General features: G+C 60.9%; 19 protein-coding genes. 18 read left to right on the forward strand and 1 reads right to left on the reverse strand.

Features of this window, described 5'->3' with window-relative positions:
* Window position 1 precedes the first annotated feature (1 nt).
* The 17 genes from J2Y86_RS19925 (at window position 2) to gspM (ending at window position 20,890) form a co-directional block, all read left to right on the forward strand.
* Complete coding sequence (locus J2Y86_RS19925) at window positions 2-1,597, forward strand: AAA family ATPase (RefSeq protein ID WP_253435252.1); 1,596 nt, start codon at window positions 2-4, stop codon at window positions 1,595-1,597.
* A gap of 350 nt (window positions 1,598-1,947) precedes the next feature.
* Window positions 1,948-6,393, forward strand: a complete 4,446-nt coding sequence (gene gltB, locus J2Y86_RS19930) for a glutamate synthase large subunit (RefSeq protein WP_253435255.1) — start codon at window positions 1,948-1,950, stop codon at window positions 6,391-6,393.
* Between the two features lie 33 nt (window positions 6,394-6,426).
* Window positions 6,427-7,845, forward strand: a complete 1,419-nt coding sequence (locus J2Y86_RS19935; RefSeq protein ID WP_084323148.1) for an FAD-dependent oxidoreductase — start codon at window positions 6,427-6,429, stop codon at window positions 7,843-7,845.
* A gap of 253 nt (window positions 7,846-8,098) precedes the next feature.
* A complete protein-coding gene (gene hemE, locus J2Y86_RS19940) occupies window positions 8,099-9,166 on the forward strand; it encodes a uroporphyrinogen decarboxylase (RefSeq protein WP_253435258.1) in 1,068 nt (355 codons plus the stop codon).
* Window positions 9,167-9,459: 293 nt separating this feature from the next.
* On the forward strand, window positions 9,460-10,926 hold the full coding sequence (gene gbpA / locus J2Y86_RS19945; RefSeq protein ID WP_253435261.1) for an N-acetylglucosamine-binding protein GbpA: 1,467 nt from the start codon (window positions 9,460-9,462) through the stop codon (window positions 10,924-10,926).
* Between the two features lie 77 nt (window positions 10,927-11,003).
* Complete coding sequence (locus tag J2Y86_RS19950) at window positions 11,004-11,546, forward strand: cytochrome b (protein ID WP_253435263.1); 543 nt, start codon at window positions 11,004-11,006, stop codon at window positions 11,544-11,546.
* Window positions 11,543-12,052 carry a type II secretion system protein N gene (locus J2Y86_RS19955; RefSeq protein ID WP_253435265.1) on the forward strand — a complete coding sequence of 170 codons (510 nt, stop codon included), beginning with the start codon at window positions 11,543-11,545 and terminating at the stop codon, window positions 12,050-12,052. Before J2Y86_RS19950 ends, J2Y86_RS19955 begins: the two co-directional genes overlap by 4 nt.
* A gap of 8 nt (window positions 12,053-12,060) precedes the next feature.
* Entirely contained in the window at window positions 12,061-13,989 is a 1,929-nt protein-coding gene (gspD, locus tag J2Y86_RS19960) for a type II secretion system secretin GspD (protein WP_253435268.1), read from the forward strand.
* Window positions 13,986-15,458, forward strand: coding sequence for a type II secretion system ATPase GspE (gene gspE, locus J2Y86_RS19965; RefSeq protein ID WP_253435270.1), 1,473 nt, complete (start codon window positions 13,986-13,988; stop codon window positions 15,456-15,458). The genes gspD and gspE overlap by 4 nt, the downstream gene beginning before the upstream one ends.
* A gap of 3 nt (window positions 15,459-15,461) precedes the next feature.
* A complete protein-coding gene (gene gspF, locus J2Y86_RS19970) occupies window positions 15,462-16,670 on the forward strand; it encodes a type II secretion system inner membrane protein GspF (protein WP_253435272.1) in 1,209 nt (402 codons plus the stop codon).
* Between the two features lie 3 nt (window positions 16,671-16,673).
* Entirely contained in the window at window positions 16,674-17,129 is a 456-nt protein-coding gene (gspG, locus tag J2Y86_RS19975; protein ID WP_253435275.1) for a type II secretion system major pseudopilin GspG, read from the forward strand.
* A 3-nt stretch (window positions 17,130-17,132) separates the two neighbouring features.
* Entirely contained in the window at window positions 17,133-17,600 is a 468-nt protein-coding gene (gene gspH, locus J2Y86_RS19980) for a type II secretion system minor pseudopilin GspH (protein ID WP_253435277.1), read from the forward strand.
* On the forward strand, window positions 17,593-17,976 hold the full coding sequence (gspI, locus tag J2Y86_RS19985) for a type II secretion system minor pseudopilin GspI (protein WP_253435279.1): 384 nt from the start codon (window positions 17,593-17,595) through the stop codon (window positions 17,974-17,976). Before gspH ends, gspI begins: the two co-directional genes overlap by 8 nt.
* On the forward strand, window positions 17,969-18,511 hold the full coding sequence (locus J2Y86_RS19990) for a type II secretion system protein GspJ (RefSeq protein WP_253435281.1): 543 nt from the start codon (window positions 17,969-17,971) through the stop codon (window positions 18,509-18,511). Before gspI ends, J2Y86_RS19990 begins: the two co-directional genes overlap by 8 nt.
* Entirely contained in the window at window positions 18,508-19,359 is an 852-nt protein-coding gene (locus tag J2Y86_RS19995; protein WP_253435283.1) for a type II secretion system protein GspK, read from the forward strand. Before J2Y86_RS19990 ends, J2Y86_RS19995 begins: the two co-directional genes overlap by 4 nt.
* A complete protein-coding gene (gspL, locus tag J2Y86_RS20000; protein WP_253435286.1) occupies window positions 19,356-20,462 on the forward strand; it encodes a type II secretion system protein GspL in 1,107 nt (368 codons plus the stop codon). The genes J2Y86_RS19995 and gspL overlap by 4 nt, the downstream gene beginning before the upstream one ends.
* Window positions 20,459-20,890, forward strand: a complete 432-nt coding sequence (gene gspM / locus J2Y86_RS20005) for a type II secretion system protein GspM (protein WP_253435288.1) — start codon at window positions 20,459-20,461, stop codon at window positions 20,888-20,890. Before gspL ends, gspM begins: the two co-directional genes overlap by 4 nt.
* Window positions 20,891-21,607: 717 nt before the next feature.
* Here gspM and J2Y86_RS20010 read toward each other — a convergent pair.
* Window positions 21,608-22,837: an MFS transporter gene (locus tag J2Y86_RS20010; RefSeq protein ID WP_437180689.1), complete on the reverse strand. Its 1,230-nt coding sequence runs from the start codon at window positions 22,835-22,837 to the stop codon at window positions 21,608-21,610.
* A 166-nt stretch (window positions 22,838-23,003) separates the two neighbouring features.
* Here J2Y86_RS20010 and J2Y86_RS20015 point away from each other — a divergent pair, with 166 nt between their 5' ends.
* The gene (locus tag J2Y86_RS20015; RefSeq protein ID WP_253435293.1) at window positions 23,004-23,906 is read left to right on the forward strand and encodes a LysR family transcriptional regulator; all 903 of its coding nucleotides are present in this window, start codon (window positions 23,004-23,006) and stop codon (window positions 23,904-23,906) included.
* The last annotated feature ends 238 nt before the right edge of the window (window positions 23,907-24,144 follow it).

A 24,144-nucleotide genomic window follows, 5' to 3' on the forward strand; every position in this document is an offset into this window, starting at 1 on the left:
GATGACTAGTTTGCACGCCGACGAGGCTTTCCTCGGCCATTACCAGTTAAGCCATGACCCTTTTGCTCCACGGGTGCCGGGCTTCAAATTCTTCCCGGCCCAGCGCAAACCGGTGCTGGGGCAATTGCATCACCTGGCTCGCTACAGCCAGTTGTTGCTGGTGGTTACCGGTCCGCAAGGCAGTGGTAAAACGCTGTTGCGTCAGGCGTTGGTGGCCAGTACCAACAAACAGTCCGTCCAGAGCGTGGTGGTTTCCGCCCGTGGCGCCGGCGATGCGGCGGGCGTGCTGCGTCAGGTGGCCCAGGCGTTGAACGTCGCTCAAGCAGAGATCGGCCCGATCCTGGCTCAGGTCGTGCAGCTCGCGCTGACCGGGCAGGAAGTCTATTTGCTGGTGGACGACGCCGAGCAGCTTGACGAGTCCGCACTGGAAGCCTTGATGGAACTGGCCGCAGGTGCACCGGAAGGTCGTCCGCATGTGTTCCTGTTCGGCGAGTCCTCGCTGATCGCGCAACTCGAGGCGTTGAACCTCGAAGAAGAGCGCTTCCACGTCATCGAACTGCAGCCTTACACCGAAGAAGAAACCCGCGAATATCTGGATCAGCGGCTGGAAGGCGCAGGTCGCGGTATCGAACTTTTTACCGCAGATCAGATCTCTGATATTCACGAAAGCTCCGACGGCTGGCCTGGCAATATCAACCAGGTTGCCCGCGATGCAATGATCGAAGCCATGATTGCCAGCCGCTCTGCGGTCAAGCGTCCAAGTATGGGGTTCAACATGCCGAAGAAACACGTATTGGCGATTTCCGCCGTTGTCGTGGTCGCGGTAGCCGCCGCCTGGTTGATGCCGGGTCGCAGCAAAGCACCGACCACCGGCGCACCTGCCAACGAACAGGCACAACTGCCGCTTGGCCAGGGCACGCCACAACCCAACAGCGGCGGCGCACCCGCCGTCGAATTCGCCGGTAATTCGCAACCGATGCCATTGCCGCTGGTCGGCAACTCGCAACCGGTCATGCGCGGTCCGCTGGCCGAAGCGGCCGGTGGCATTACCGAAGGCGACGACGGTGTGCCGGTCGAAGGCTCCAGCGATACGCCGCCGACCGTGACCACTACCGCGCCTCCTGCGGGCGTTCCGGCCGGTCCTGCGCCGACGCCAGCTGCCAAGCCGACGCCTGCGCCGACTCAGGTCGCGACAGCCAAGCCGGTCCCGACCACGCCTGCGGTGAAGCCGGCGCCAGCGCCAGCCAAGCCAGCCGCGGTCGCTACCGCCAAGCCTGCCGAGAAGCCAGCCACCGCGGCGAAGGCTGCCGGCGGCACCTGGTATGCCGGACAACCTACGAGCAATTACGTAGTGCAGATCCTCGGCACCAGCTCCGAAGCGGCCGCGCAAAACTTCGTCAAGGAGCAGGGCGGCGAGTACCGTTATTTCAAGAAAGTCCTCAACGGCAAGCCGCTTTACGTCATTACCTACGGTAACTTCGCCAACCGCGATGCAGCCGTTACTGCTATCAAGGCCTTGCCAGCGAAGGTTCAGGCTGGTAAACCTTGGCCTCGCACTGTCGCCAGCGTCCAACAGGAACTGGCTACAACTCGCTGAAGATTCGGCGGCCTTACCCAGGCCGCCTCTCCAAGCACCTCAAAATTTCTACAAGCGCATGCCGTCTCTACAGACCGCGTGCCTTGTGGTGTCTGCGTTACAGTAGTCTTTGAGTCGTTGCGGTCAAAATTAAAAAAGTTTTGACTAGCACAGCAGATCGCTTTAAACCTTTCACAAATGCGACATAGATTTGCGACAGTTCGTCGTCAAATTTGTGAGCGTCTGTGTCGCTGTGTACAATGACCACCCTTTTGCCCCCGCTAAGCCGGCGTACGTTCGGCGTGGAATGCAAGTGGTTGAATTGAAAAGAAATTTGCCTCGATAAGAGGCAGCCTGGTGAGAAAGTGTCTATGAAAGCAGGTCTGTACCAACCAGATGAATTCAAGGATAACTGCGGTTTCGGCCTGATAGCGCATATGCAGGGCGAACCCAGTCATACCCTTTTGCAAACGGCCATCGAGGCCCTGACCTGCATGACCCACCGCGGTGGGATCAACGCCGACGGCAAGACCGGTGACGGTTGCGGTCTGCTGATTCAAAAGCCGGATGTGTTCCTGCGTGCCATCGCCCAGGAAACCTTCGGCGTCGAACTGCCCAAGCAATATGCAGTGGGCATGGTCTTCTTCAATCAGGACCCGGTCAAAGCCGAGGCCGCTCGCGAGAACATGAACCGCGAGGTCCTGGCTGAAGGCCTGACCCTGGTCGGCTGGCGCAAAGTGCCGATCGACACCAGTGTCCTCGGCCGGCTGGCCCTCGAGCGTCTGCCGCAGATCGAGCAGGTCTACATCGGTGGCGAAGGCCTGAGCGACCAGGACATGGCGATCAAGCTGTTCAGCGCCCGTCGTCGTTCGTCCGTGGCCAACGCCGCCGACGTCGATCACTACATCTGCAGCTTTTCCCACAAGACCATCATTTATAAAGGCCTGATGATGCCGGCGGATTTGACCGCCTTCTATCCAGACCTCAGCGACCAGCGCCTGCAAACCTCGATTTGCGTGTTCCACCAGCGCTTCTCCACCAACACCCTGCCGAAATGGCCGCTGGCGCAGCCGTTCCGCTTCCTCGCCCACAACGGCGAGATCAACACCATCACCGGCAACCGAAACTGGGCCCAGGCCCGTCGCACCAAGTTCACCAACGATCTGATGGATCTGGAAGAGCTCGGTCCGCTGGTCAACCGTGTCGGTTCCGACTCCTCGAGCATGGACAACATGCTCGAGCTGATGGTCACCGGTGGCATCGACCTGTTCCGTGGCGTGCGGATGATCATTCCGCCTGCGTGGCAGAACGTCGAAACCATGGACCCGGACCTGCGTGCGTTCTACGAATACAACTCGATGCATATGGAACCGTGGGACGGCCCGGCCGGCGTGGTAATGACCGACGGTCGCTACGCGGTGTGCCTGCTCGACCGTAACGGTCTGCGCCCGGCGCGTTGGGTCACCACCAAAAATGGTTTCATCACCCTGGCGTCGGAAATCGGTGTCTGGAACTACCAGCCTGAAGACGTGATCGCCAAGGGCCGCGTGGGCCCGGGCCAGATCTTTGCCGTGGACACTGAAACCGGCCAGATCCTCGACACCGACGCCATCGACAACCGTCTGAAGTCCCGTCATCCGTACAAGCAATGGCTGCGCAAGAATGCCCTGCGCATCCAGGCGACCATGGAAGACAACGACCACGGTTCGGCTTTCTATGACGTGGACCAGCTCAAGCAGTACATGAAGATGTACCAGGTCACGTTCGAAGAGCGCGACCAGGTACTGCGTCCGCTCGGCGAGCAAGGCTACGAAGCCGTGGGCTCGATGGGCGACGATACGCCGATGGCCGTGCTGTCCCAGCGCGTGCGTACGCCGTACGACTATTTCCGTCAGCAGTTCGCGCAGGTCACCAACCCGCCGATCGACCCGCTGCGTGAAGCCATCGTCATGTCGCTGGAGATCTGCCTCGGTGCCGAGCGCAACATCTTCCAGGAGTCGCCGGAACACGCTTCGCGCGTGATCCTCAGCTCGCCGGTCATTTCCCCGGCCAAGTGGCGCTCGCTGATGAACCTCGATCGTCCGGGGTTCGAGCGCGCGATCATCGACCTCAATTACGACGAGAGCGTCGGCCTCGAAGCCGCGGTGCGCAACGTCGCCGATCAGGCTGAAGAAGCCGTTCGCGCCGGTCGCACCCAGATCGTCCTGAGTGACCGTCACATTGCCCCGGGCAAGTTGCCGATCCACGCTTCCCTGGCCACTGGCGCGGTACACCACCGCCTGACCGAAAAAGGCCTGCGTTGCGACTCCAACATCCTCGTGGAAACCGCCACCGCTCGCGACCCGCATCACTTTGCGGTGTTGATCGGTTTCGGCGCCTCGGCGGTCTATCCGTTCCTGGCCTACGAAGTGCTGGGTGACCTGATCCGCACCGGTGAAGTGCTGGGCGACCTCTACGAGGTATTCAAGAACTACCGCAAAGGCATCACCAAAGGCCTGCTGAAAATCCTGTCGAAGATGGGGATTTCGACCATCGCTTCGTACCGTGGTGCGCAGCTGTTCGAAGCCATCGGCTTGTCCGAAGAAGTCTGCGACCTGAGCTTCCGTGGCGTTCCGAGCCGCATCAAGGGTGCGCGTTTCGTCGACATCGAAGCCGAGCAGAAAGCCCTCGCCGCCGAAGCCTGGAGCCCGCGCAAGCCGATCCAGCAGGGCGGTCTGCTGAAGTTCGTCCACGGTGGCGAATATCACGCGTACAACCCGGACGTGGTCAACACCCTGCAGGCCGCTGTGCAGCAGGGCGACTACAGCAAGTTCAAGGAATACACGGCGCTGGTGGACAACCGTCCGGTGTCGATGATCCGCGACTTGTTCAAAGTGAAGACGTTGGACACGCCGCTGGACATCAGCGAGATCGAACCGCTGGAATCGGTGCTCAAGCGCTTCGACTCCGCCGGCATCTCGTTGGGCGCGTTGTCGCCGGAAGCTCACGAAGCCCTGGCCGAAGCCATGAACCGCCTCGGTGCGCGTTCCAACTCCGGCGAAGGCGGCGAAGACCCGGCGCGTTACGGCACCATCAAGAGCTCGAAAATCAAGCAGGTCGCGACTGGCCGTTTCGGCGTGACCCCGGAATACCTGGTCAACGCTGAAGTGCTGCAGATCAAGGTCGCTCAGGGCGCCAAGCCCGGCGAAGGTGGTCAACTGCCAGGCGGCAAGGTTAACGGCCTGATCGCCAAGCTGCGTTACGCAGTGCCAGGCGTGACCCTGATTTCGCCGCCGCCGCACCATGACATCTATTCGATCGAAGACTTGTCGCAGCTGATTTTCGACCTGAAACAGGTCAACCCGAAGGCCCTGGTCTCGGTGAAGCTGGTGGCAGAAGCGGGCGTCGGCACCATCGCCGCCGGTGTGGCCAAGGCCTACGCGGACTTGATCACCATCTCCGGTTACGACGGTGGCACCGGTGCCTCGCCGCTGACTTCGATCAAATACGCGGGCGCGCCGTGGGAACTCGGCCTGGCCGAAACCCACCAGACCCTGCGCGGCAATGACCTGCGCGGCAAAGTCCGGGTGCAGACCGACGGCGGGCTGAAAACCGGCCTCGACGTGATCAAGGCGGCCATTCTCGGCGCTGAAAGCTTCGGTTTCGGCACCGCGCCAATGATCGCCCTGGGCTGCAAATACCTGCGCATCTGCCACCTGAACAACTGCGCCACCGGCGTCGCGACTCAGAACGAGAAGCTGCGTAAGGACCACTACATCGGTACGGTCGACATGGTGGTGAACTTCTTCACCTACGTCGCCGAAGAAACCCGTGAGTGGCTGGCCAAGCTGGGCGTGCGCTCCCTCGAGGAGCTGATCGGTCGCACCGATCTGCTGGAAATCCTCGAAGGCCAGACTGCCAAGCAGAACCACCTCGACCTGACGCCGTTGCTCGGCAGCGATCACATCCCGGCGGACAAACCACAGTTCTGCCAGGTCGACCGCAACCCGCCGTTCGACAAAGGCTTGCTGGCCGAGAAAATGATCGACATGGCTACCTCGGCCATCAACGACATGAGTGGCGCCGATTTCGCCCTGGATATCTGCAACTGCGACCGTTCGATCGGCGCACGGATCTCCGGTGAAATTGCCCGCAAACACGGCAACCAAGGCATGGCGAACGCGCCGATCACCTTCCGCTTCAAAGGGACGGCCGGTCAGAGCTTCGGCGTGTGGAACGCCGGCGGCCTGAACATGTACCTGGAAGGCGACGCCAACGATTACGTCGGCAAAGGCATGACCGGCGGCAAGCTGGTCATCGTTCCGCCGAAGGGCAGCGCCTACAAGACTCAGGACAGTGCCATCATCGGCAACACCTGCCTGTACGGCGCCACCGGCGGCAAGCTGTTTGCTGCCGGCACCGCGGGCGAACGTTTCGCGGTGCGTAACTCCGGTGCTCACACCGTCGTTGAAGGCACTGGCGATCACTGCTGCGAATACATGACCGGTGGTTTCGTCTGCGTGCTGGGCAAGACCGGTTACAACTTCGGCTCAGGCATGACCGGCGGTTTCGCCTACGTGCTCGACCAGGACAACACCTTCGTTGACCGGGTCAACCACGAACTGGTGGAAATCCAGCGGATCAGCGGCGAAGCGATGGAAGCCTACCGTAGCCACCTGCAACGCGTGCTGAATGAGTACGTCGAGGAAACCGACAGCGAGTGGGGTCGTGAACTCGCGGAAAACCTCGATGACTACCTGCGCCGTTTCTGGTTGGTCAAGCCAAAGGCTGCCAGCTTGAAAACGTTGCTTTCCAGCACCCGTGCCAACCCGCAGTGATATGCGCCTGAAGAGTTTGATGAGGTTTTAACAATGGCTGAACGTCTGAATAACGACTTCCAGTTCATCGACGTCGGGCGCAAAGATCCGAAGAAGAAACTGTTGCGTCAACGCAAGAAAGAGTTCGTGGAAATCTACGAACCCTTCAAACCCCAGCATTCGGCCGATCAGGCCCACCGCTGCCTGGGTTGCGGTAACCCGTATTGCGAATGGAAGTGCCCGGTGCACAACTTCATTCCAAACTGGCTGAAACTGGTGGCTGAAGGCAACATCCTTCAAGCTGCCGAGCTGTCGCACCAGACCAACACCCTGCCGGAAGTGTGCGGCCGGGTGTGCCCGCAGGATCGTCTGTGCGAGGGTGCCTGCACCCTCAACGACGGCTTCGGCGCGGTGACCATCGGTTCGGTCGAGAAGTACATCACCGACACCGCGTTCGCCATGGGCTGGCGCCCGGACATGTCCAAGGTCAAGCCGACCGGCAAGCGTGTCGCGATCATCGGCGCGGGCCCTGCGGGCCTCGGTTGTGCCGACGTGCTGGTGCGTGGCGGCGTGACGCCGGTGGTGTTCGACAAGAACCCGGAAATCGGTGGTCTGCTGACCTTCGGCATCCCCGAGTTCAAGCTGGAAAAGACCGTGCTGAGCAATCGCCGCGAAGTCTTCACCGGCATGGGCATCGAGTTCCGCCTGAACACCGAAGTGGGCAAGGACGTGTCCGTCGAGCAACTGCTTGAAGAATACGATGCCGTGTTCATGGGCATGGGCACCTACACCTACATGAAGGGCGGCTTTGCCGGTGAAGATTTGCCGGGTGTGCATGACGCGCTCGACTTCCTGATCGCTAACGTCAACCGTAACCTGGGCTTTGAAAAGTCGCCGGAAGATTTCGTCGACATGAAAGGCAAGAAGGTCGTGGTACTGGGTGGCGGCGACACGGCGATGGACTGCAACCGTACGTCGATCCGCCAGGGCGCCAAGTCGGTGACCTGTGCCTATCGTCGTGACGAAGCGAACATGCCGGGCTCGCGCAAAGAGGTGAAGAACGCCAAGGAAGAAGGCGTGAAATTCCTCTACAACCGCCAGCCGATCGCCATCGTTGGTGAAGACAAGGTCGAAGGTGTGAAGGTGGTCGAGACCCGTCTTGGCGAACCGGACGCCCGTGGCCGCCGCAGCCCCGAGCCGATCCCGGGCTCCGAAGAGATCATCCCGGCCGACGCCGTGGTCATCGCTTTCGGTTTCCGCCCAAGCCCGGCGCCGTGGTTCGAGCAGTTCAGCATCCAGACCGACAGCCAGGGCCGCGTTGTGGCGCCGGAACAAGGTCAGTACAAGCACCAGACCAGCAACCCGAAAATCTTCGCCGGTGGCGACATGGTTCGTGGTTCTGACCTGGTGGTGACGGCGATCTTCGAAGGCCGCAATGCCGCCGAAGGGATCCTGGATTACCTGGGCGTCTGATCACTTTCCATAACTGGAATGCGGTCAAAATGTGGGAGCGGGCTTGCTCGCGAAGAGGGAGTGTCAGTCAGCATTGATGTTGCCTGACACACCGCTTTCGCGAGCAAGCCCGCTCCCACATTGGTTTCAGGGTGTTGCCAAACACCGCATTCCACCGCGACAAATTGACCCGATAGACAAAAGGCTGACCTGCAACCGTGCCTTTTGCGTCGAGCTCTGAGAAAATGCCCGCACTTTTTTTCCGGATGCCGACATGACTGCCCTGAAGAACGACCGTTTCCTTCGCGCCCTGCTCAAGCAACCCGTAGACGTCACGCCTGTCTGGATGATGCGTCAGGCCGGTCGCTACCTGCCGGAATACCGTGCCAGCCGTGCCAAGGCCGGCGACTTCATGAGCCTGTGCATGAACCCGGCGTTCGCTTGCGAGGTCACGATGCAGCCGCTCGATCGCTATCCGCAGCTGGACGCGGCGATCCTGTTCTCCGACATCCTCACCATTCCGGACGCCATGGGCCAGGGTCTGTACTTCGAAACCGGTGAAGGCCCGCGCTTCAGGAAGGTCGTCAGCACGATGGCCGACATCGAAGCCCTGCCGATTCCAGATCCGCACAAAGACCTCGGCTACGTGATGGATGCGGTCAGCACCATTCGCCGCGAACTGAACGGCCGCGTACCGCTGATCGGCTTTTCCGGCAGCCCCTGGACGCTGGCCACCTACATGGTTGAAGGCGGTTCGTCCAAAGACTTCCGCAAGACCAAAGCCATGCTCTACGACAATCCGCAAGCCATGCACCTGCTGCTGGACAAGCTCGCGCAATCGGTCACCAGCTATCTCAACGGCCAGATCATGGCCGGCGCGCAAGCGGTGCAGATCTTCGACACCTGGGGCGGCAACCTCTCGGCGGCGGCGTATCAGGAGTTCTCCCTGGCCTACATGCGCAAAATCGTCAGCGGCCTGATCCGCGAACACGAAGGCCGCAAGGTTCCGGTCATCCTGTTCACCAAGAACGGCGGCCTGTGGCTGGAAAGTATCGCCGACGCTGGCGCTGATGCCCTGGGTCTGGACTGGACCTGCGACATCGGCAACGCCCGTGATCGCGTCGGCAACAAAGTCGCGTTGCAAGGCAACATGGACCCGACAGTGCTCTACGCAAAACCGGAAGCCATTCGCACCGAAGTGGGCCGCATCCTCGCCAGCTATGGCAAGGGCAGCGGTCACGTGTTCAACCTCGGTCATGGCATTACGCCGGAAGTCGATCCGGAACATGCGGGTGCGTTCCTGCGCGCGGTGCATGAGTTGTCGGCGCAGTATCACGAGTAGTCATTTCCAGGTTCCATCAAGCCTGTCCGGTCAACGCCGGACAGGCTTTTTTTTGCCTGAAAAACGTATGACAGCCTCATTCGTTTCTTCTTGTAGGAATGGCTTCTCTCTTTGTCAGATCAGTGAAGAGAGAGATCAATCCTCATGTAAGCGAAGACTTGTCCTACATAGAAGTCGCGTTCATCCCGGTAAGGTTTCAGACCTTCGTTCGGTGCCCCCACACCGAACGGAATCAGAAACAGCGGCGCCCGAAAAGGCGCCTTAATTTTCGATAAGTAGTCTGGAACACACCCATGAAAAAAACCTTCTACAAGGGAGGTGCATTCACTGCATGCGCCTCTCCAATGATCCTGTTATCGGCAATGCTGGCGTCTCAAACTGTTTCGGCCCATGGCTATCTTGAAGTGCCACCTTCGCGGGCATTGCTGTGCCAGAAAGGCATGAACACCAACTGTGGCGGCGCGCAATACGAACCTCAAAGTGTTGGCGAAACGTTCAAAGGCTTTCCCGCCGGTATTGGCGGTGCTCCGTTGCAGGGGCCGATCGACGGCAAAATTGCGAGTGGCGGTCATCCATCGTTCTCCGCTCTGGATGCCCAGTCCGCCACCCGTTGGCACCTGACGGAAATCAAGGATCGCAACATCGATTTCCAATGGCGCTACACCGCGGTTCATCCGGCGACCAAACATGAGTACTTCATCAGTCGCAACGGCTGGAATCCGAACGAGTCACTGAAACGCGCTACCTTCGAAAGCACTCCGTTCTGCACCATTGATGGCGGTAATCAGAGGCCTGTATCGGGTGACAAGCACAACTGCACCATCCCGTCAGACAAATCCGGCCAGCATGTGGTCCTGGCGATCTGGACGGTCGGAGATACCGACGCGGCGTTTTACAACGCGACCGATGTGAACATCATTGCCGAAGCAGAGTTGCCCGGTGGCTGGTCTTCCGTTGGCGGTATCGCACCGTCGGCGCAATTGCTGGTCGGCGACAAGGTCAAGGCCCGTGCATTCTCGGCCAACGGAGTCAGCCCGGCTTACGACGTTGAAATCAGCATCGACACTGCCGAAGACGGCTCGCCGAATAACTGGGCGTTCAAACTGGCAGAAAAGATCAACGCCACTCACACACTCATCCGCGCGGGTATTCGTGATGAGAGCGGCAACATCGAACCGGTCCGGGGTAACAATTCCCTGTACGCGCAAAAAGAAAGCGGCGTGACCCGTTTCGAAGTTCAGCTGGAGATGAAGGAAGACACCGCAGCTCGCATGTCGGTGGCCTCTCAGCAAGCTGAATACGTGCTGGAAAAAGGCCTGGCCAAGGTCGATTTCAGCATGATCTCCAATCGCAAAATGAACGTTGAAGCGACCTTGTTCGATGAGAACAACAAGCCGGTCGGCACAGTGGCGAAGCAGGTGGACAGCGGCCCGACCTGGCTGACCATGGATGTTCGCAGCAATCCCGGTAAACACACGCTGACACTGGTCGGTACCACCCTCGACGGCCGTACCACTCGCCAGGACACCCAGGCCACCAACATGACCGGTGAAGGCGCTGGCGTCGAGCATGACTTCGTGTTCCCCGAAGGCCTCAGCGAGTACACCGCCGGCACCAAAGTGCTGCAGCCGAAGGACAACGCAGTCTACGAGTGCAAGCCATTCCCCGAGTCCGGCTATTGCAAGCAATACAGCCCGACCGCCACTGGTTTTGAACCCGGTTACGGTGACCATTCGCACATGGCGTGGAACAAGCTTTAAAACCGCCGTAACCCTTCAGGCGATCCGCGAATGGATCGCCTGAAGGTTCATCCTATTGTTGAAAATCGAGTTGAAAAATGACGGTTTTGGGTTATTCCACCCAACGCGTATGGCTGCACTGGTTATCGGCGGCAGTCATCGTCTGGACCCTGATTTCCGGTTTTTATGTGGCCAGCGTCGACGTGTCCCCACGGCTCGCTCAATGGGTCGCTTTTCTCAATGTGTCGCTGACCACGGTGTTCATACCGTTTTTCGTCTGGCGCTTGTTCATTTTTGTCTCTCATGCCCGGCATGTCAGCGTGAGGGCCTTTAGCTTCATGGAAAAACTCGCGCTGTTCGCGCACACCCTGATCTATCTCGTCATCAGTATCGTGCTGGCCACCGGCGTGTTGATGATGGATCGTCCGATCGACGTGTTCGGCCTGGTCGAAATAGCTCAGCCACTGAACGATCCTGAGCTGATCTCCCGCTTCTTCATCATTCACGTTTGGGCCTGTGTGGTCCTTTCGTTGCTCATCGTGCTGCATGTCGGCGCGGTCGTTGTCCATGAGCTGTGCGGCCACCGCGTGCTGCGACGAATGTCCTTGTGCAGCCTTGTTCGAAGTGAACGATTCGAGTGAACAGGCGCCTGAGCACGCTCTGCCTGCTGGTGATACCCGTAGGCTACGCCGCGTTTTTGGCGTGGCAGGAATGGGGCTTTCGCACAAGTCTTGCCTCGCCTTTACCGTTCACCGCGACCGTGCCGACGCCACCTTCCCGTGCGCCCCTCGATACCACCGCGGTCGCTACGGTACTCGGTCTGGCGACTGAAACCACGATGATGCCCAGTGCCGAGCCGTTGACCTTGCACGCCAGTTTTGTCCTCGACACAGGGTTGTCCAGAGCGTTGCTGGCGGACGCTCAGGGCTCGCGGGTTTACCAGGTGGGCGATCAGTTGCCGGGTGGTAGCGTCCTGCGGCGCGTCGAGGTGAATCAAGCGGTGTTGTGGAACAAGGGTCGAGAAGAGGTGCTGACGTTGCAGACATCTGCCGAGCGGTTCCTGCGTCAACTCGACTCGTCACCCAACCCACAGACACCCGCCAGTTCCACGCGTTTTCTACGCCCTCTTTCCGGGCAGTCAGAGTGATCACACCCATGTACAGCTTCATCGGCGCGAATACCCTGCGCATCCTTCTTTTCCTGGTCGCTTTGGCGATGGCGTTCTTTCCTGACACGTCGCGAGCCGAGGAAGAAAAATGGCAGTTGGCGATGAACAATGCCGAGTTGCGCGACATCGTGGAAGAGATCTCGACCATTCTCGGGACCACGGTGGTGCTCGACCCCCGAGTCTCCGGGCGCATCACCGTCATGTCCCGCCAGGCCCTTGACCGCGAGGGCGTTCGCCGGTTGTTTTACTCGGTGCTCGATGCCCATAACTTTACGGTGATCGACGAGGGCGACCGCATTCTGATCACGCCAGTCACCGAAGCGAAAACCCGAGCGGGCCAAGGCACTGCAAAAAACGCCACGGCATCGCAGTTCGTCACGCAGGTCATCGAACTGAACACCAGCAGCGCCACCGATATCGCCGGGTTGGTCCGGCCCCTGGTGTCGGTCAATGGCTACGTCGGCCCGTCGGTGTCGGCCAATGCGCTGGTCGTCACCGATACGGCTGCCAATGTAGGTCGAATTGCCAAGGTCGTGCGTCAGCTGGATTCGGGGCAGAACAACCTGCATGCCATGGTGCAACTGCGTCACGCCCAGGCCGCCGATGTGGCCACCACGCTTGAATCCTCACTGGGCAAGCGCAACGCCGATACGACCATTCAGGTGCTGGCCGACGCCCGAACCAACCGCCTGATCTTTATCGGCCCGCCGGCGGTTCGCCAGCGCTTGCTCGATCTGGCGCGTGGCCTGGACACGCCCGCCACCGCGTCCCTCGACAATGCCCGGGTCATTCGTCTGCGCCACAGCGATGCCAAGCAATTGGCCGAAGTGCTCGAAACCATGGGGCAGGTCCGGAAACAGGCATCGAACCTTGGCGGTGTGAAGGAAAACGCCTCCAGCGCTACATTCATGATCAAGGCCGACGAGAGTCAGAATGCGCTGGTGTTGATCGCCGAGCCGGCGCAAATCCGTACCATCGAAAACATCGTGCGCCAGTTGGACCAGCCCCGGGCCCAAGTGCTGATCCATGCCGCCATCGTCGAAATTTCCGGGGACATTGCCGAAGCCGTAGGTGTCCAGTGGGGCATCAGCAGCGGCGACGCGAAGGGCTTTATCAACTTCCCCGGCACCGACATTCCGATCATCGGCGGGCTGACCTTCGACGAGAAAAAATCGGGTCCGGAGGGTGCGCTCCTGCAACTGGGCAATGACCGTTTCGGCGCGTTGATTTCGGCGTTGGCCAGCAACACCCACAGCAATCTGCTTTCCACGCCGAGCCTGCTGACCCTGGACAATCAGGAAGCGGAAATCATCGTCGGTCAAAACGTGCCGTTCAAGACGGGCTCCTACGCCACCAACAGCAGCGGTGCGGACAATCCGTTTACCACGGTCGAGCGCAAGGACGTCGGCATCAGCCTGAAAATCAAGCCGTACATCAACGAAGGTTCGACGTTGCGCCTGGAGGTGGAACAGGAAGTGTCGGACATTGCGCCGTCGGTGTCCGGCATCGATTCTTCCGACCTGATCACCAACAAGCGTGCCCTCAAGAGCACCATCCTGGCCGACGATGGCGAGATCATCGTGATCGGCGGTTTGATCCGCGACAACGTTCGCACCCAGCAAAGCGGCGTGCCGCTGCTGCGCGACATTCCTTACCTGGGCGCGCTGTTTCGCTGGACCCGGGATACGCAAACCAAAAGCAACCTGATGGTCTTTTTGCGGCCCACCATCGTGCGTAGCAAGGAGGATCTGGCCGACGTGAGCCAGCAGCGTTACAACGCGCTGCGACAGTTGAGCCAGCAAGGCGCGCAGGGGAACAACTCGTTGTTGCTGCCGGCAGAATCGCGGCAGTTGTTCGACCCGGCCCTCGATGCGCCGGTGTTTGATTTACGCAAGCAGACCCCGGTTTCACCATGAGCGAAAAAATCGACCAGCTACCCTTCGGTTTCGCTCGGCGTTTCGGCGTTCTGCTGGAGTGCGAGGGGCCCGATTCAAGCCTTTTGCTGCGAGCCGATACGCCGCTGACGGCCCTGTCGGAAGCGCGTCGGGTGTGCGGGCGGAATCTACCCATCCGGGTGCTCGATGTCGATGCGTTTGCCGCGCGTCTGGCCGCCGCTTACCGTGACGGTCAGAGTGCGGCGGAGCAGGTGGCCCAAGGGCTGGATGACGAACTGGATCTGCTCAGCCTGGTCGATCAGGTTCCGCAAACTGCTGACTTACTGGAACAGCAGGGCGACGCACCAATCATCCGGCTGATCAATGCCCTGCTCAGTGAAGCCGTGCGCGAGCAGGCCTCGGACGTGCACCTTGAAACCTTTGAACATGCTCTGTCGGTGCGCATGCGGGTCGACGGGCAATTACGCGAAATGCTCAGGCCCCGGCGTGAATTGGCGACGCTGCTAGTGTCGCGGATCAAGGTCATGGCGCGCCTGGACATCGCTGAAAAACGTATTCCGCAGGACGGTCGAATGGCCCTGCGACTGGCCGGGCATGAGGTCGATGTGCGGGTCTCGACGTTGCCGTCGGCACACGGTGAACGGGTGGTGCTGCGACTGCTCGATAAACAGGCCGGGCGCCTGGAGTTGCAGCGACTTGGCATGCCTTCCGACACCCTCGCGGCGTTGCGTCAGTTGCTCGGAAAACCCCACGGCATTCTGCTGGTCACCGGGCCCACCGGTTCCGGCAAGACCACCAGTCTGTATGCCGCGTTGAGCAGCCTGAACGATCAGACGCGCAACATCCTCACAGTCGAAGACCCCATCGAATATCACCTGCCGGGTGTAGGGCAGATGCCGGTCAATCCGAAAGTCGACATGACCTTTGCCCGAGGCTTGCGGGCGATTCTGCGTCAGGACCCGGACGTGGTGATGGTCGGCGAAATCCGTGATCGCGAAACGGCGGAGATCGCTGTCCAGGCCTCGCTGACCGGGCACCTGGTGCTCTCGACGTTGCACACCAACAGCGCCGTGGGCGCGGTGACGCGGCTGGTGGACATGGGGGTTGATGCCTACCTGCTGGCGTCGTCGCTGGTGGGCATTCTGGCCCAGCGCCTGCTGCGTACGTTGTGTCCGCATTGCAAGGTGTCACACCGCGCCGATGCGGCCATGTGTCAGCGTCTCGGGCTCGATGCGGCGGCGCCACCGCAACTGTTCAGCGCCGTGGGCTGTGATCAGTGCCAGCACGGTTATCGCGGGCGGATCGGGATCTACGAACTGATCAGCGTCACGCCGGCGGTGTCGGCGCTGATTCATCAAGGCGCCAGTGAGCAGGCGTTGATCGATGAGACGCGCAAGGTCTCCCGCAGCCTGTTTCAGGACGGTCGGCAACGTGTACTCGACGGCGTGACCAGCCTCGACGAGTTACTGCGCGTGACCCAGGAGGACTAGCGAGTGCCGACGTTCGATTACCGGGCTGACGATGCGCAGGGCCGACGCTGTAACGGTCGACTGGAAGCCGACAGTCCGCGTCATGCCCGACAACTGATGCGCGAGCGCGGCTTGTGGCCGCGTGACGTGAATGAGGTCAGCACGGGAGGCGCCGCTGGTGCGCAGCCGCGCAGCGGGCGTCTGGGCGCGGCTGAACTGGCGCTGTTGACGCTGCAGTTATCCACGCTTGTTCAGGCGGGTCTGCCCCTGGAAGAAGCGCTGGAAGCGGTGACCAAACAGAGTGCCAAACGCAAGGTTGCCGGCCTGTTGTCGGCGGTCCGCAGCCGGGTGATGGAAGGTCATGCCCTTTCAACCGCATTGGGTCTGTTTCCCAAGGCATTCCCCGAGTTGTTCCGCGCCACCGTCGCGGCCGGTGAGCGTTCCGGGCACTTGGGGCACGTGCTCGAGCAACTGGCGGCTTACACCCAGGCGCGTCAGGCCTCGCGACAGAAAATCCAGATGGCCTTGGTCTACCCGATGATCCTCATGCTGGCCAGCGTGGCGATCGTGGGTTTCCTGCTGGGTTACGTGGTGCCGGACGTGGTGAAAATCTTTGTCGACAGCGGCCAGCCGTTGCCTTGGCTGACCCAGGCGCTGATCGGGTTGAGCGACGGTCTGCGCAACCATTTCCTGGCATTGATGGGCGTGCTGGCGACGTTGCTCGGTCTCTGGCGCTGGAGTCTGCGTCAGCCGCTCTGGCGCCTGCGCTGGCATCGTCTGGCCTTGAAGCTGCCGGTAGTTGGCGAGGTGGTGCGGGCGATGGAAGCGGCACGGTTTGCCAGCACCCTGGCGATCCTCGGCAAAAGTGCCGTGCCGCTGGTGGACGCGCTGGAGATCGCTGCCGCTGTCATCGGCAATCTGACCATTCGTGCGCGCATGGTTGATGTCGCCCGCTCCGTACGTGAAGGCGGAACCCTGACCCGGGGCCTGGAACTCAGCGGCGACATCCCGCCGATGATGCTGCACATGATCGCCAGCGGCGAGCGCGCGGGCGAACTCGATCACATGCTGGTACGGGCCGCCGAGCAGCAGGAAAACAGCCTGGCGGCGCGCATCGCGCTGGTCGTGAGCCTCTTTGAACCGGCCATGCTGGTGCTGATGGGCGGCGTCGTGCTGCTGATCGTCATGGCCATTCTTCTACCGATACTCAGCCTCAACCAATTGGTGAATTGATCCATGCAACCTCTACGCAGCAACCCGCGCCGCGCGCAACGCGGTTTTACCCTGATCGAAATCATGGTGGTGGTCGTGATCATCGGCGTGCTGGGGGCCATCGTGGTGCCGCAGTTCATGAGCCGGCCCGATCAGGCCAAAGTCACGGCGGCAAAAATCGATATCCAGGCCATCGCCACCGCCCTGGAAATGTACCGCCTCGACAACTTCCACTACCCCTCGACGCAACAAGGGCTGGAAGCCTTGAGCAAACGTCCTTCGGGCCTGCCGGCGGTGAGAAACTGGAACCCTCAGGGTTACCTGAAAAGCCTGCCGGTGGACCCGTGGGGCACGCCCTATCAGTTTCTCAATCCCGGTGTGCAATCGATCGACGGCAGCTATGACTTGTATTCCCTGGGCTCCGATGGCGTGGTGGGCGGCGAAGGGCATGCGGCCGATATCGGCAATCGGGGCGAGTGATTCATGCGCCAACGTTGCCGCGGGTTTACCTTGCTCGAGTTGATGATCGTGATCGTTGTTATCGGCGTGCTGCTGTGCATGGTGAGTCTGGTCGTCGGGCCGAATCCGGTGCGTCAGGCGCGGCACGAAGCGCACGCAATGGCAGGCTTGATTCAACAGCTGCGTGAACGGGCGGTGCTGGATGGCGAGGAATACGGCCTGCGACTCAGTGACGGCGGTTACCGCGCGATGCGCCTCGATGCCCGAGGCTGGGAGCCGGTGGCGGCGTTTTACACGTGGCCCGAAATCCTGCGGCTGCACCTTGAGCAGGATGGGCATTCCCTGATGCTGGGTGCCGATGAAGGACCGCCGCAATTGCTGATGCTCAGCAGCGATGAGACCAGCGCCTTCACGCTGACGTTTTCTGTCCGGGACAGCACGCTCCTGAGCCTTTCGAGCGATGGGCTGGGTGAGGCAGTGATTGATGGTTAAGGCGCTGTCACGGGCACGAACGCGTGGGTTCACGCTGCTGGAAATCATGGTGGCCCTGGCGGTCTTCTCGACGCTGGCGGCGGCCGTGCTGTCGGCGAGCCAATACGTGCTGAAGCAGACCAGCGCAGTCGAGGAACGACTCTTCGCCACCTGGTTGGCCGATAACCATTTGAATGAACTGCGCTTGCAACCCGGGTTGACCCTCGGCCAACAGCAACGCGTGGTGCACATGGATCGCCGCGACTGGCTGCTGCGCCAGTACATCGGCGCATCGACTGACCCGCGCCTGCTCAAGGTCGACGTAGACGTCAGCCTTTCCGGTCGTGAGCAAAGCCTGCACCGCGCCAGTGGCTGGATACCCGATCGTCATGAATAGGCAATCCGGTTTCACGTTGCTGGAGCTGGTGATCGCCATGGCGATATTCGCGTTGCTCGGCCTGGCCAGCTGGGGCTTGTTCGATGGCGTCGTGCGCGCGCAGCAGGGCACGACGGCCCACGAACGTGAGTTTCGACGCCTGCAACGGGCGGTGGCGATGATTGAGCGGGACTTGCTGCAGTCCACCGAAGCGCCTGTCGTGCTCCAGCCAACGGGGCTGCAATTGCAGCGCAGCCACTGGCGCAATCCGTTGGACCAGCCCCGCAGCGAGCGACAGACACTGACGTACCGACTCGACAACGGTGTGCTGTGGCGTGAAAGCCAGGGCGAAGGCACGCCTATCCTGCAACGGCAGAAACTGCTCGACGAGGTGCGGGACGTGAGCTGGCGCTTGTTTGATCGGCACTCCGGATGGCGCAACGAATGGCCGTCCGGGCGAGACGCGAACGCGCCGCTGGCAATGGAGCTGCAACTGTCGGCAGGCCGCTTCGAGGCGATCCGTCGGGTGCTGCTGTTGCCGGGCGCGTTGCCATGAGCGGGCGTCAACGAGGCATCGCGCTGATCAGTGTGTTGCTGGTGATGAGCCTGGCGTTGTTGATTACCAGTGGCATGCTGCGCAGTCATCGGCTGTCGTTGCAAAGCAGCGGGCAAGCGGTGCATCACATTCACTTGCGGCAACTCGCGGGTGCCGGGGAAACCTGGGCGCTTTTGCAGCTACAGGACGCCGCACGTGCTTCGCAAAAAACCGTCGATCTGACCCAGGACTGGGCGCGGATGACCCCCGACTTCGATACTGAGGGCGCACAACTGCGCGTCGATATCGAAGACCTCGCCGGGCGATTCAATCTCAATTCATTGTTGACCCAGGGGCAGGTAGATCAGGTCACCCTTGATCGTTGGGAGCGCTTGCTCGAGCTGCTCGATCTTGCGCCGCTGCCATTGAGTCAGGTCGGCGCGTTACAGGAACTGAGCCAGTTGCGCCTGCTTCCCGGTGTCGACGGCCAGCTGTTGCGTCAACTGGAACCCTGGGTCGCGGTGCTTCCCGCAGACGCCGCGCTGAACATCAACACTGCGCCGGCGCTGGTATTGAGGATGCTCGATGGCGTGGAGGCGACGACAGCTGACGCGTTGCTCCGTCAGCGGTCGGCGACTGCATGGGCGAGTGTTCAGGCCTTCACTCAAGACCCGCTGCTCTCCGGCGCAGGCGTGAGCAGTCATGGGCTGGGAACCGGCAGCCGCTGGTTCCGGATCACGGTGCAGGTCATTCAGGGCCAAAGCCGATTGCGGCTCGCCACGGATGTCGAGCGAGACCCCGAGACGCACCAATTCAAGATCCTGCAACGACGTCTTCTTCCTTCGAGTACCCATGAGATGCCGCGATGAACACCTGGCTTTACCTGACCGCCGAGGGCCTGGCCGAACCGTCGATCGACTGGCCATGCTGCCTGTGGTCTTCGACCGGCCAACGCCAGCTTATGCCAATGAGTCAAGCCGCGCAGGCACTGAACGGGCAAGCGGTCGATCTGCTGTTGCCCATGGAATTATGCAGTTGGGTCCGCAGCGAACCGTGGCCTTCCAGGCGTCGGCCCGGCGTACAAGCCATCGCGTTTGCCGTCGAAGATCAACTGAGTGATGCGCTGGAGAAATTGCACCTGGGCATTGGTGCTCGCGACCGGGAAGGGCGTTATCCGGTCATGGTGATCGGTCGAGAGCGAATTGCCGCAGTGCTTGCGCTGCTGGCCGAAACGGGTGTTGGCGTCCGTTCTGTCTTTGTCGATGCGGACGTGTTGCCCGGGGCTCAGGCGATCGTCGTACGGTGGTTCGATCGATGGTTGCTCGGCGGCGGAATGCCGGCTCGCGTGGCGGTGTCGGATGAGGGGCTGGCCTCGCTCAGAGCGGCCTTGCCCCTGGATATCCAGTGGATCGATGAGCGTCACGACGCGGTCGATGTCGACCAGTGCCTGACCTTTCGCCACTCCCGGGCCATCAACCTTATGCAAGGAACATTCGCCCCGCGCGGCAAACGTCTGCCCTGGCATGTCGGAGGGTTGGCGTTACTGATGTTGTTGCTGCTGACCTGGGGCGCCAGTGCTGCGCGAATCCATTTTATCGAGGGCGAAACCCGTCGGCTGTACAGCCAGAACGAGCAGCGCTTCAAGGCGCTTTACCCGGACCAGAGCCGCATCGTGGACCTGGCGACGCAACTCAAGGTGCTGCAGAGCCAGACCGCCGAACCGGAGAAGACACGTATCACCGGTTTGGTGGATCTGGTCGAGCAGGTGATCGGGGCGAGTCATGTTGAGGTCAGGCGTATGGAGTTTCGTGCAGGCGATGGCTGGAAAGTCCAGTTGACCGCCAACAGCTTTGCCGAGCTTGAGCAATTGCGTGAACGCGGGCGGCAGCAAGGTGTACCGGTCAGGCTCGACAGTGCGAGCAAAGAGGGCAATCGCGTGCAGGCGACATTGGTTGTGGAGGACAACACATGAAAATGTTCTGGCAACGTTTGTCTATTCGTGAGCAACGGTTGCTTTTGGCTGTGGGTGTATTTTTGCTGGTCGTCGCGGGGTTCAGTCTGATCTGGCAACCGAGCCGTCAGCGGCTGGGAGTTGTCGAGCGTCAGTATCAACAGCAATTGGCTTTGGCGGCGCAGCTGCAACAGGCGCAACCCCGAGGTACTGTTGCGGTTGTCACTGACCAGCCTTTGTCGTTGCGTATCAGCGAAAGCGTGGCGGCGACGGGGCTCGAAATGCGTCAGATGGATGCTGACAGCGATCTGTTGCGTTTGACCCTCAGTGGTGATGCGAAGGTGTTGCTGCAGTGGCTGGATCGTGTCGAGCGTGATGGGGCTTTGGTGCAGTCGCTGATGTTGGAGAAGCGTGATGCGCGGCTTGAGGCGAGGGTGGTGTTCAGGTAGTTGCGGTTGTTTGGTTGGTGTACATATCCATTTCTTCGGTAACGGCGGCTATTGGTTCCGCCCTTACGGCGGGTCACTTGGAGAAGCACCAAGTAACCAAGCGCTTTTGCCCCTTTCGTTCGGTGCCTCGCCTAGGCTCGGCATGCCCTCCTTCCGGTCCTGCTACGTGGGCCCGCCGTCCTCGGCCATCCATGGCCGGGTTGCCCACTGCGCAGAACCTCCACTCGGCCTCTCGAGGTGGCGACCACCGCCACAGCACCGCGAGGCGGCCTTCGGGCCGACCTGGGCGTCAAGCGGGCGCGCTTCGCTGACTTGATCGTTCCCCCCCTCTTGAGCAACCCCCGATTAAATGTGGGAGCGGGCTTGCTCGCGAATGAGGCCGTGTCAGTCGACATCAATGCTGAATGCCAATCCGCATTCGCGAGCAAGCCGCTCCCACAGGGGATTTTTGGTGGGCATGAGATTGGTGTTCGCCGCCGATGACTTTGACGGAAAACAGGCCGGCTATCAGGCAGCCTCGCCTTGGTTTTTGATCTTGATCTGCCCCGTCGGAAGGCCGAGCGCAGGACCGGAGCAAGGGAATGGCGAGCCCAGGCGAGCCACCGTACGTCAGGGGCGCTTGGCGCTTGGTTACTTGGCGCTTTTCCAAGTAACCCGCTGTAAAAGCGGAACCAATAACCGCCGTTACCACAGAAACGGATATGTACCCCGTCCAACCTAAACCGACGCACCCCCCGGCAACAGCGGCAACTTCGCCAGCTTCAACGCAATCAACAACGCCACCACCAGCAACACGCCAATAAACAACCCGATCCCGTTCCACCCGCCCAAATGCCAGAACACCCCACCCGCCGTGCCGGCAATGCTCGACCCGGCGTAGTAGCTGAACAAATACAGCGACGATGCCTGCCCCTTGGCTTTGGTGGCGCGGCGGCCGATCCAGCTGCTCGCCACCGAGTGGGCGCCGAAGAAGCCGAAGGTGAAAATCAGCATGCCGATGATCACCATGGGCAGCGGCGTGAACATCGTCAGGGCCAGGCCGGCGAGCATCAGCACGATGGTGGCCCAGAGCACCTGGCGTCGGCCAAGCTTGTCCGCCAATGCACCGATTTTCGCCGAGCTGTAGATACCCGACAGGTACACCACCGAGAGCAGCCCGACGAAGGCCTGGTCCATGTCATACGGGTCGGCGAGCAAGCGATAACCGATGTAGTTGAACAGCGTGACAAACGCGCCCATCAGTACAAAGGCTTCGAGAAACAACAACGGCAGGCCAGCATCGCGAAAATGCATGGTGAAGCCGTCGAGCAGGCTGCGCGGGTGCAGCGAGCGGGCGCGGAAGTTGCGCGATTCGGGAAGGATCTTCCAGAACACCGCCGCCGCGATCAGCGCCAGGCCGCCGATCACCAGCATCGCGGTGTGCCAGCTGACGAAGTCGATCAACACCCCGGTGATCAAGCGTCCGCTCATCCCGCCGATCGCGTTGCCGCCGATGTACAGGCCCATCGCCAAGCCGATGTGTTGTGGATGGATCTCTTCGCTCAGGTACGTCATCGCGACCGCCGCCAGGCCGCTCAACGACAAACCGATCAGCGCACGCATCAGCAACACACCGTGCCAGCTCGGCATCATCGAACTGGCGATGGTGCACAGCGCTGCGGCAAACAGCGCCGCCACCATCACCGGTTTGCGCCCGATACGGTCGGAGATCGGGCCGGTGATCAGCAAACCAATGGCGAGCATGCCAGTGGCCACTGAAAGAATCAGACTGCTCTGCGCCGCGTTAATGGAATATTCGTGGGACAGCAGCGGCATCATCGGTTGCACGCAGTAGAGCAGCGCGAAGGTCGCGAAGCCGCCGGAGAACAAGGCCAGCACCGTGCGCATGAACATCGGCGTGCCTTTTTCGATGTAGATTTCCTTGAGCTCGGCAACGGCATCGTCCAGCGCGGCGGGCGGAACTTCATGGGCGAGTGGGGCGACAGCAGTTTTCACTTCGGACCTCGGGGCAGGCAGCCGGTCAGGCAATGAAAAAAGCATATAGCTGCCTAATGATTCAATCCAATATATTGTTCGACCTGTTTAAGATGTTTTACGACCTAATGGAGTTTTCATGGAATTGCGCCACCTGCGCTACTTCATCGCCGTCGCCGAAGAACTGCATTTCGGCCGTGCCGCTCAGATGCTGGGCATCTCGCAACCGCCGCTGAGTCAGCAGATTCAGGCGCTGGAGCAGGAGGTCGGCGCGCGGTTGTTCGAGCGAACCAATCGTCGGGTCGAGCTGAGCGAGGCCGGCCGGCTGTTTCTGGAGGAGGCGCGTCTGGTGCTGGCGCAGGTCGACAAAGCGGCCGATGTGGCGCGAAGGGCGCAGCTGGGTGAGCTGGGTGAATTGAAGATTGGCTTCACTTCGTCGGCACCGTTCAACTCGACCATTCCTCAGGCGATTTTTTCGTTTCGCCAGCGTTTCCCAGCGGTGCATTTGAACCTGCGGGAAATGAGCAGCACCCAAGTGGCCGAGGCGCTGGTGGACGAGTCGATTGAAGTCGGGATCATGCGGCCGTTGGGGTTACCGGACTCGCTCAGCGTGGTGGAGCTGATGCGCGAACCGCTGGTGGCGGTGCTCAGTTCCAAGCATCCATTGGTGCAGGACAGTGAGGCGGGATTGTTTCTGTGGGCATTGGCCCTCGAACCCTTCGTGTTTTTCCCGCGCAGTTATGGCAGTGGTTTGTACGCGCAGTTGTTGAGCCTGGCGCGGGACGCCGGTTTCAGCCCGCATTTTGCGCAAGAGGCGGGTGAGGCCATGACGATCATCGGTCTGGTGGCGGCGGGGTTGGGGGTGTCGGTGTTGCCGGCGTCTTATCAGCGGATGCGGATTGATGGCGTGGTCTATCGGCCGCTGCTCGATCCTGAGGCGGTATCGGCTGTGTGGCTGGTGCAGCGCAAGGATCAGAAATCGCCGATGGCCAAGGCGTTTGTGGAGTTGTTGACGCGTAAGGTTGAGCCGCTGAAAGCGTGACTGCGTAGCAGTCAATCGCGGGCAAGCCCGCTCCCACAGTTTCTGCGGTGTTAACACAATCTCCAGGACACTACCGAACCCTGTGGGAGCGGGCTTGCCCGCGAAAGCGTCCGCAAGTTCACCAAAAACGTGTGCAGTTACCGACGCCATAGCGGGACGGGCAATGCCAAACCGACCTGTTTGAGACGGCGCTATTGTGGCGAGGGAGCTTGCTCCCTCGCCACAGGTTACTCGCTGG

The sequence above is a fragment of the Pseudomonas migulae genome (assembly GCF_024169315.1).
GTDB lineage: Bacteria > Pseudomonadota > Gammaproteobacteria > Pseudomonadales > Pseudomonadaceae > Aquipseudomonas > Aquipseudomonas migulae_B.

Bases quoted from the DNA above. Each gene is read 5' to 3' on its own strand.
- gspL (WP_253435286.1), top strand. From the start codon at position 19,356: ATGAACACCTGGCTTTACCTGACCGCCGAGGGCCTGGCCGAACCGTCG.
- J2Y86_RS19935 (WP_084323148.1), top strand. From the start codon at position 6,427: ATGGCTGAACGTCTGAATAACGACTTCCAGTTCATCGACGTCGGGCGC.
- gspE (WP_253435270.1), top strand. From the start codon at position 13,986: ATGAGCGAAAAAATCGACCAGCTACCCTTCGGTTTCGCTCGGCGTTTC.
- gspG (WP_253435275.1), top strand. From the start codon at position 16,674: ATGCAACCTCTACGCAGCAACCCGCGCCGCGCGCAACGCGGTTTTACC.
- gspH (WP_253435277.1), top strand. From the start codon at position 17,133: ATGCGCCAACGTTGCCGCGGGTTTACCTTGCTCGAGTTGATGATCGTG.
- gspI (WP_253435279.1), top strand. From the start codon at position 17,593: ATGGTTAAGGCGCTGTCACGGGCACGAACGCGTGGGTTCACGCTGCTG.
- J2Y86_RS19990 (WP_253435281.1), top strand. From the start codon at position 17,969: ATGAATAGGCAATCCGGTTTCACGTTGCTGGAGCTGGTGATCGCCATG.
- J2Y86_RS19925 (WP_253435252.1), top strand. From the start codon at position 2: ATGACTAGTTTGCACGCCGACGAGGCTTTCCTCGGCCATTACCAGTTA.
- hemE (WP_253435258.1), top strand. From the start codon at position 8,099: ATGACTGCCCTGAAGAACGACCGTTTCCTTCGCGCCCTGCTCAAGCAA.
- J2Y86_RS20015 (WP_253435293.1), top strand. From the start codon at position 23,004: ATGGAATTGCGCCACCTGCGCTACTTCATCGCCGTCGCCGAAGAACTG.
- gltB (WP_253435255.1), top strand. From the start codon at position 1,948: ATGAAAGCAGGTCTGTACCAACCAGATGAATTCAAGGATAACTGCGGT.
- J2Y86_RS19995 (WP_253435283.1), top strand. From the start codon at position 18,508: ATGAGCGGGCGTCAACGAGGCATCGCGCTGATCAGTGTGTTGCTGGTG.
- gspM (WP_253435288.1), top strand. From the start codon at position 20,459: ATGAAAATGTTCTGGCAACGTTTGTCTATTCGTGAGCAACGGTTGCTT.
- gbpA (WP_253435261.1), top strand. From the start codon at position 9,460: ATGAAAAAAACCTTCTACAAGGGAGGTGCATTCACTGCATGCGCCTCT.
- J2Y86_RS19950 (WP_253435263.1), top strand. From the start codon at position 11,004: ATGACGGTTTTGGGTTATTCCACCCAACGCGTATGGCTGCACTGGTTA.
- gspD (WP_253435268.1), top strand. From the start codon at position 12,061: ATGTACAGCTTCATCGGCGCGAATACCCTGCGCATCCTTCTTTTCCTG.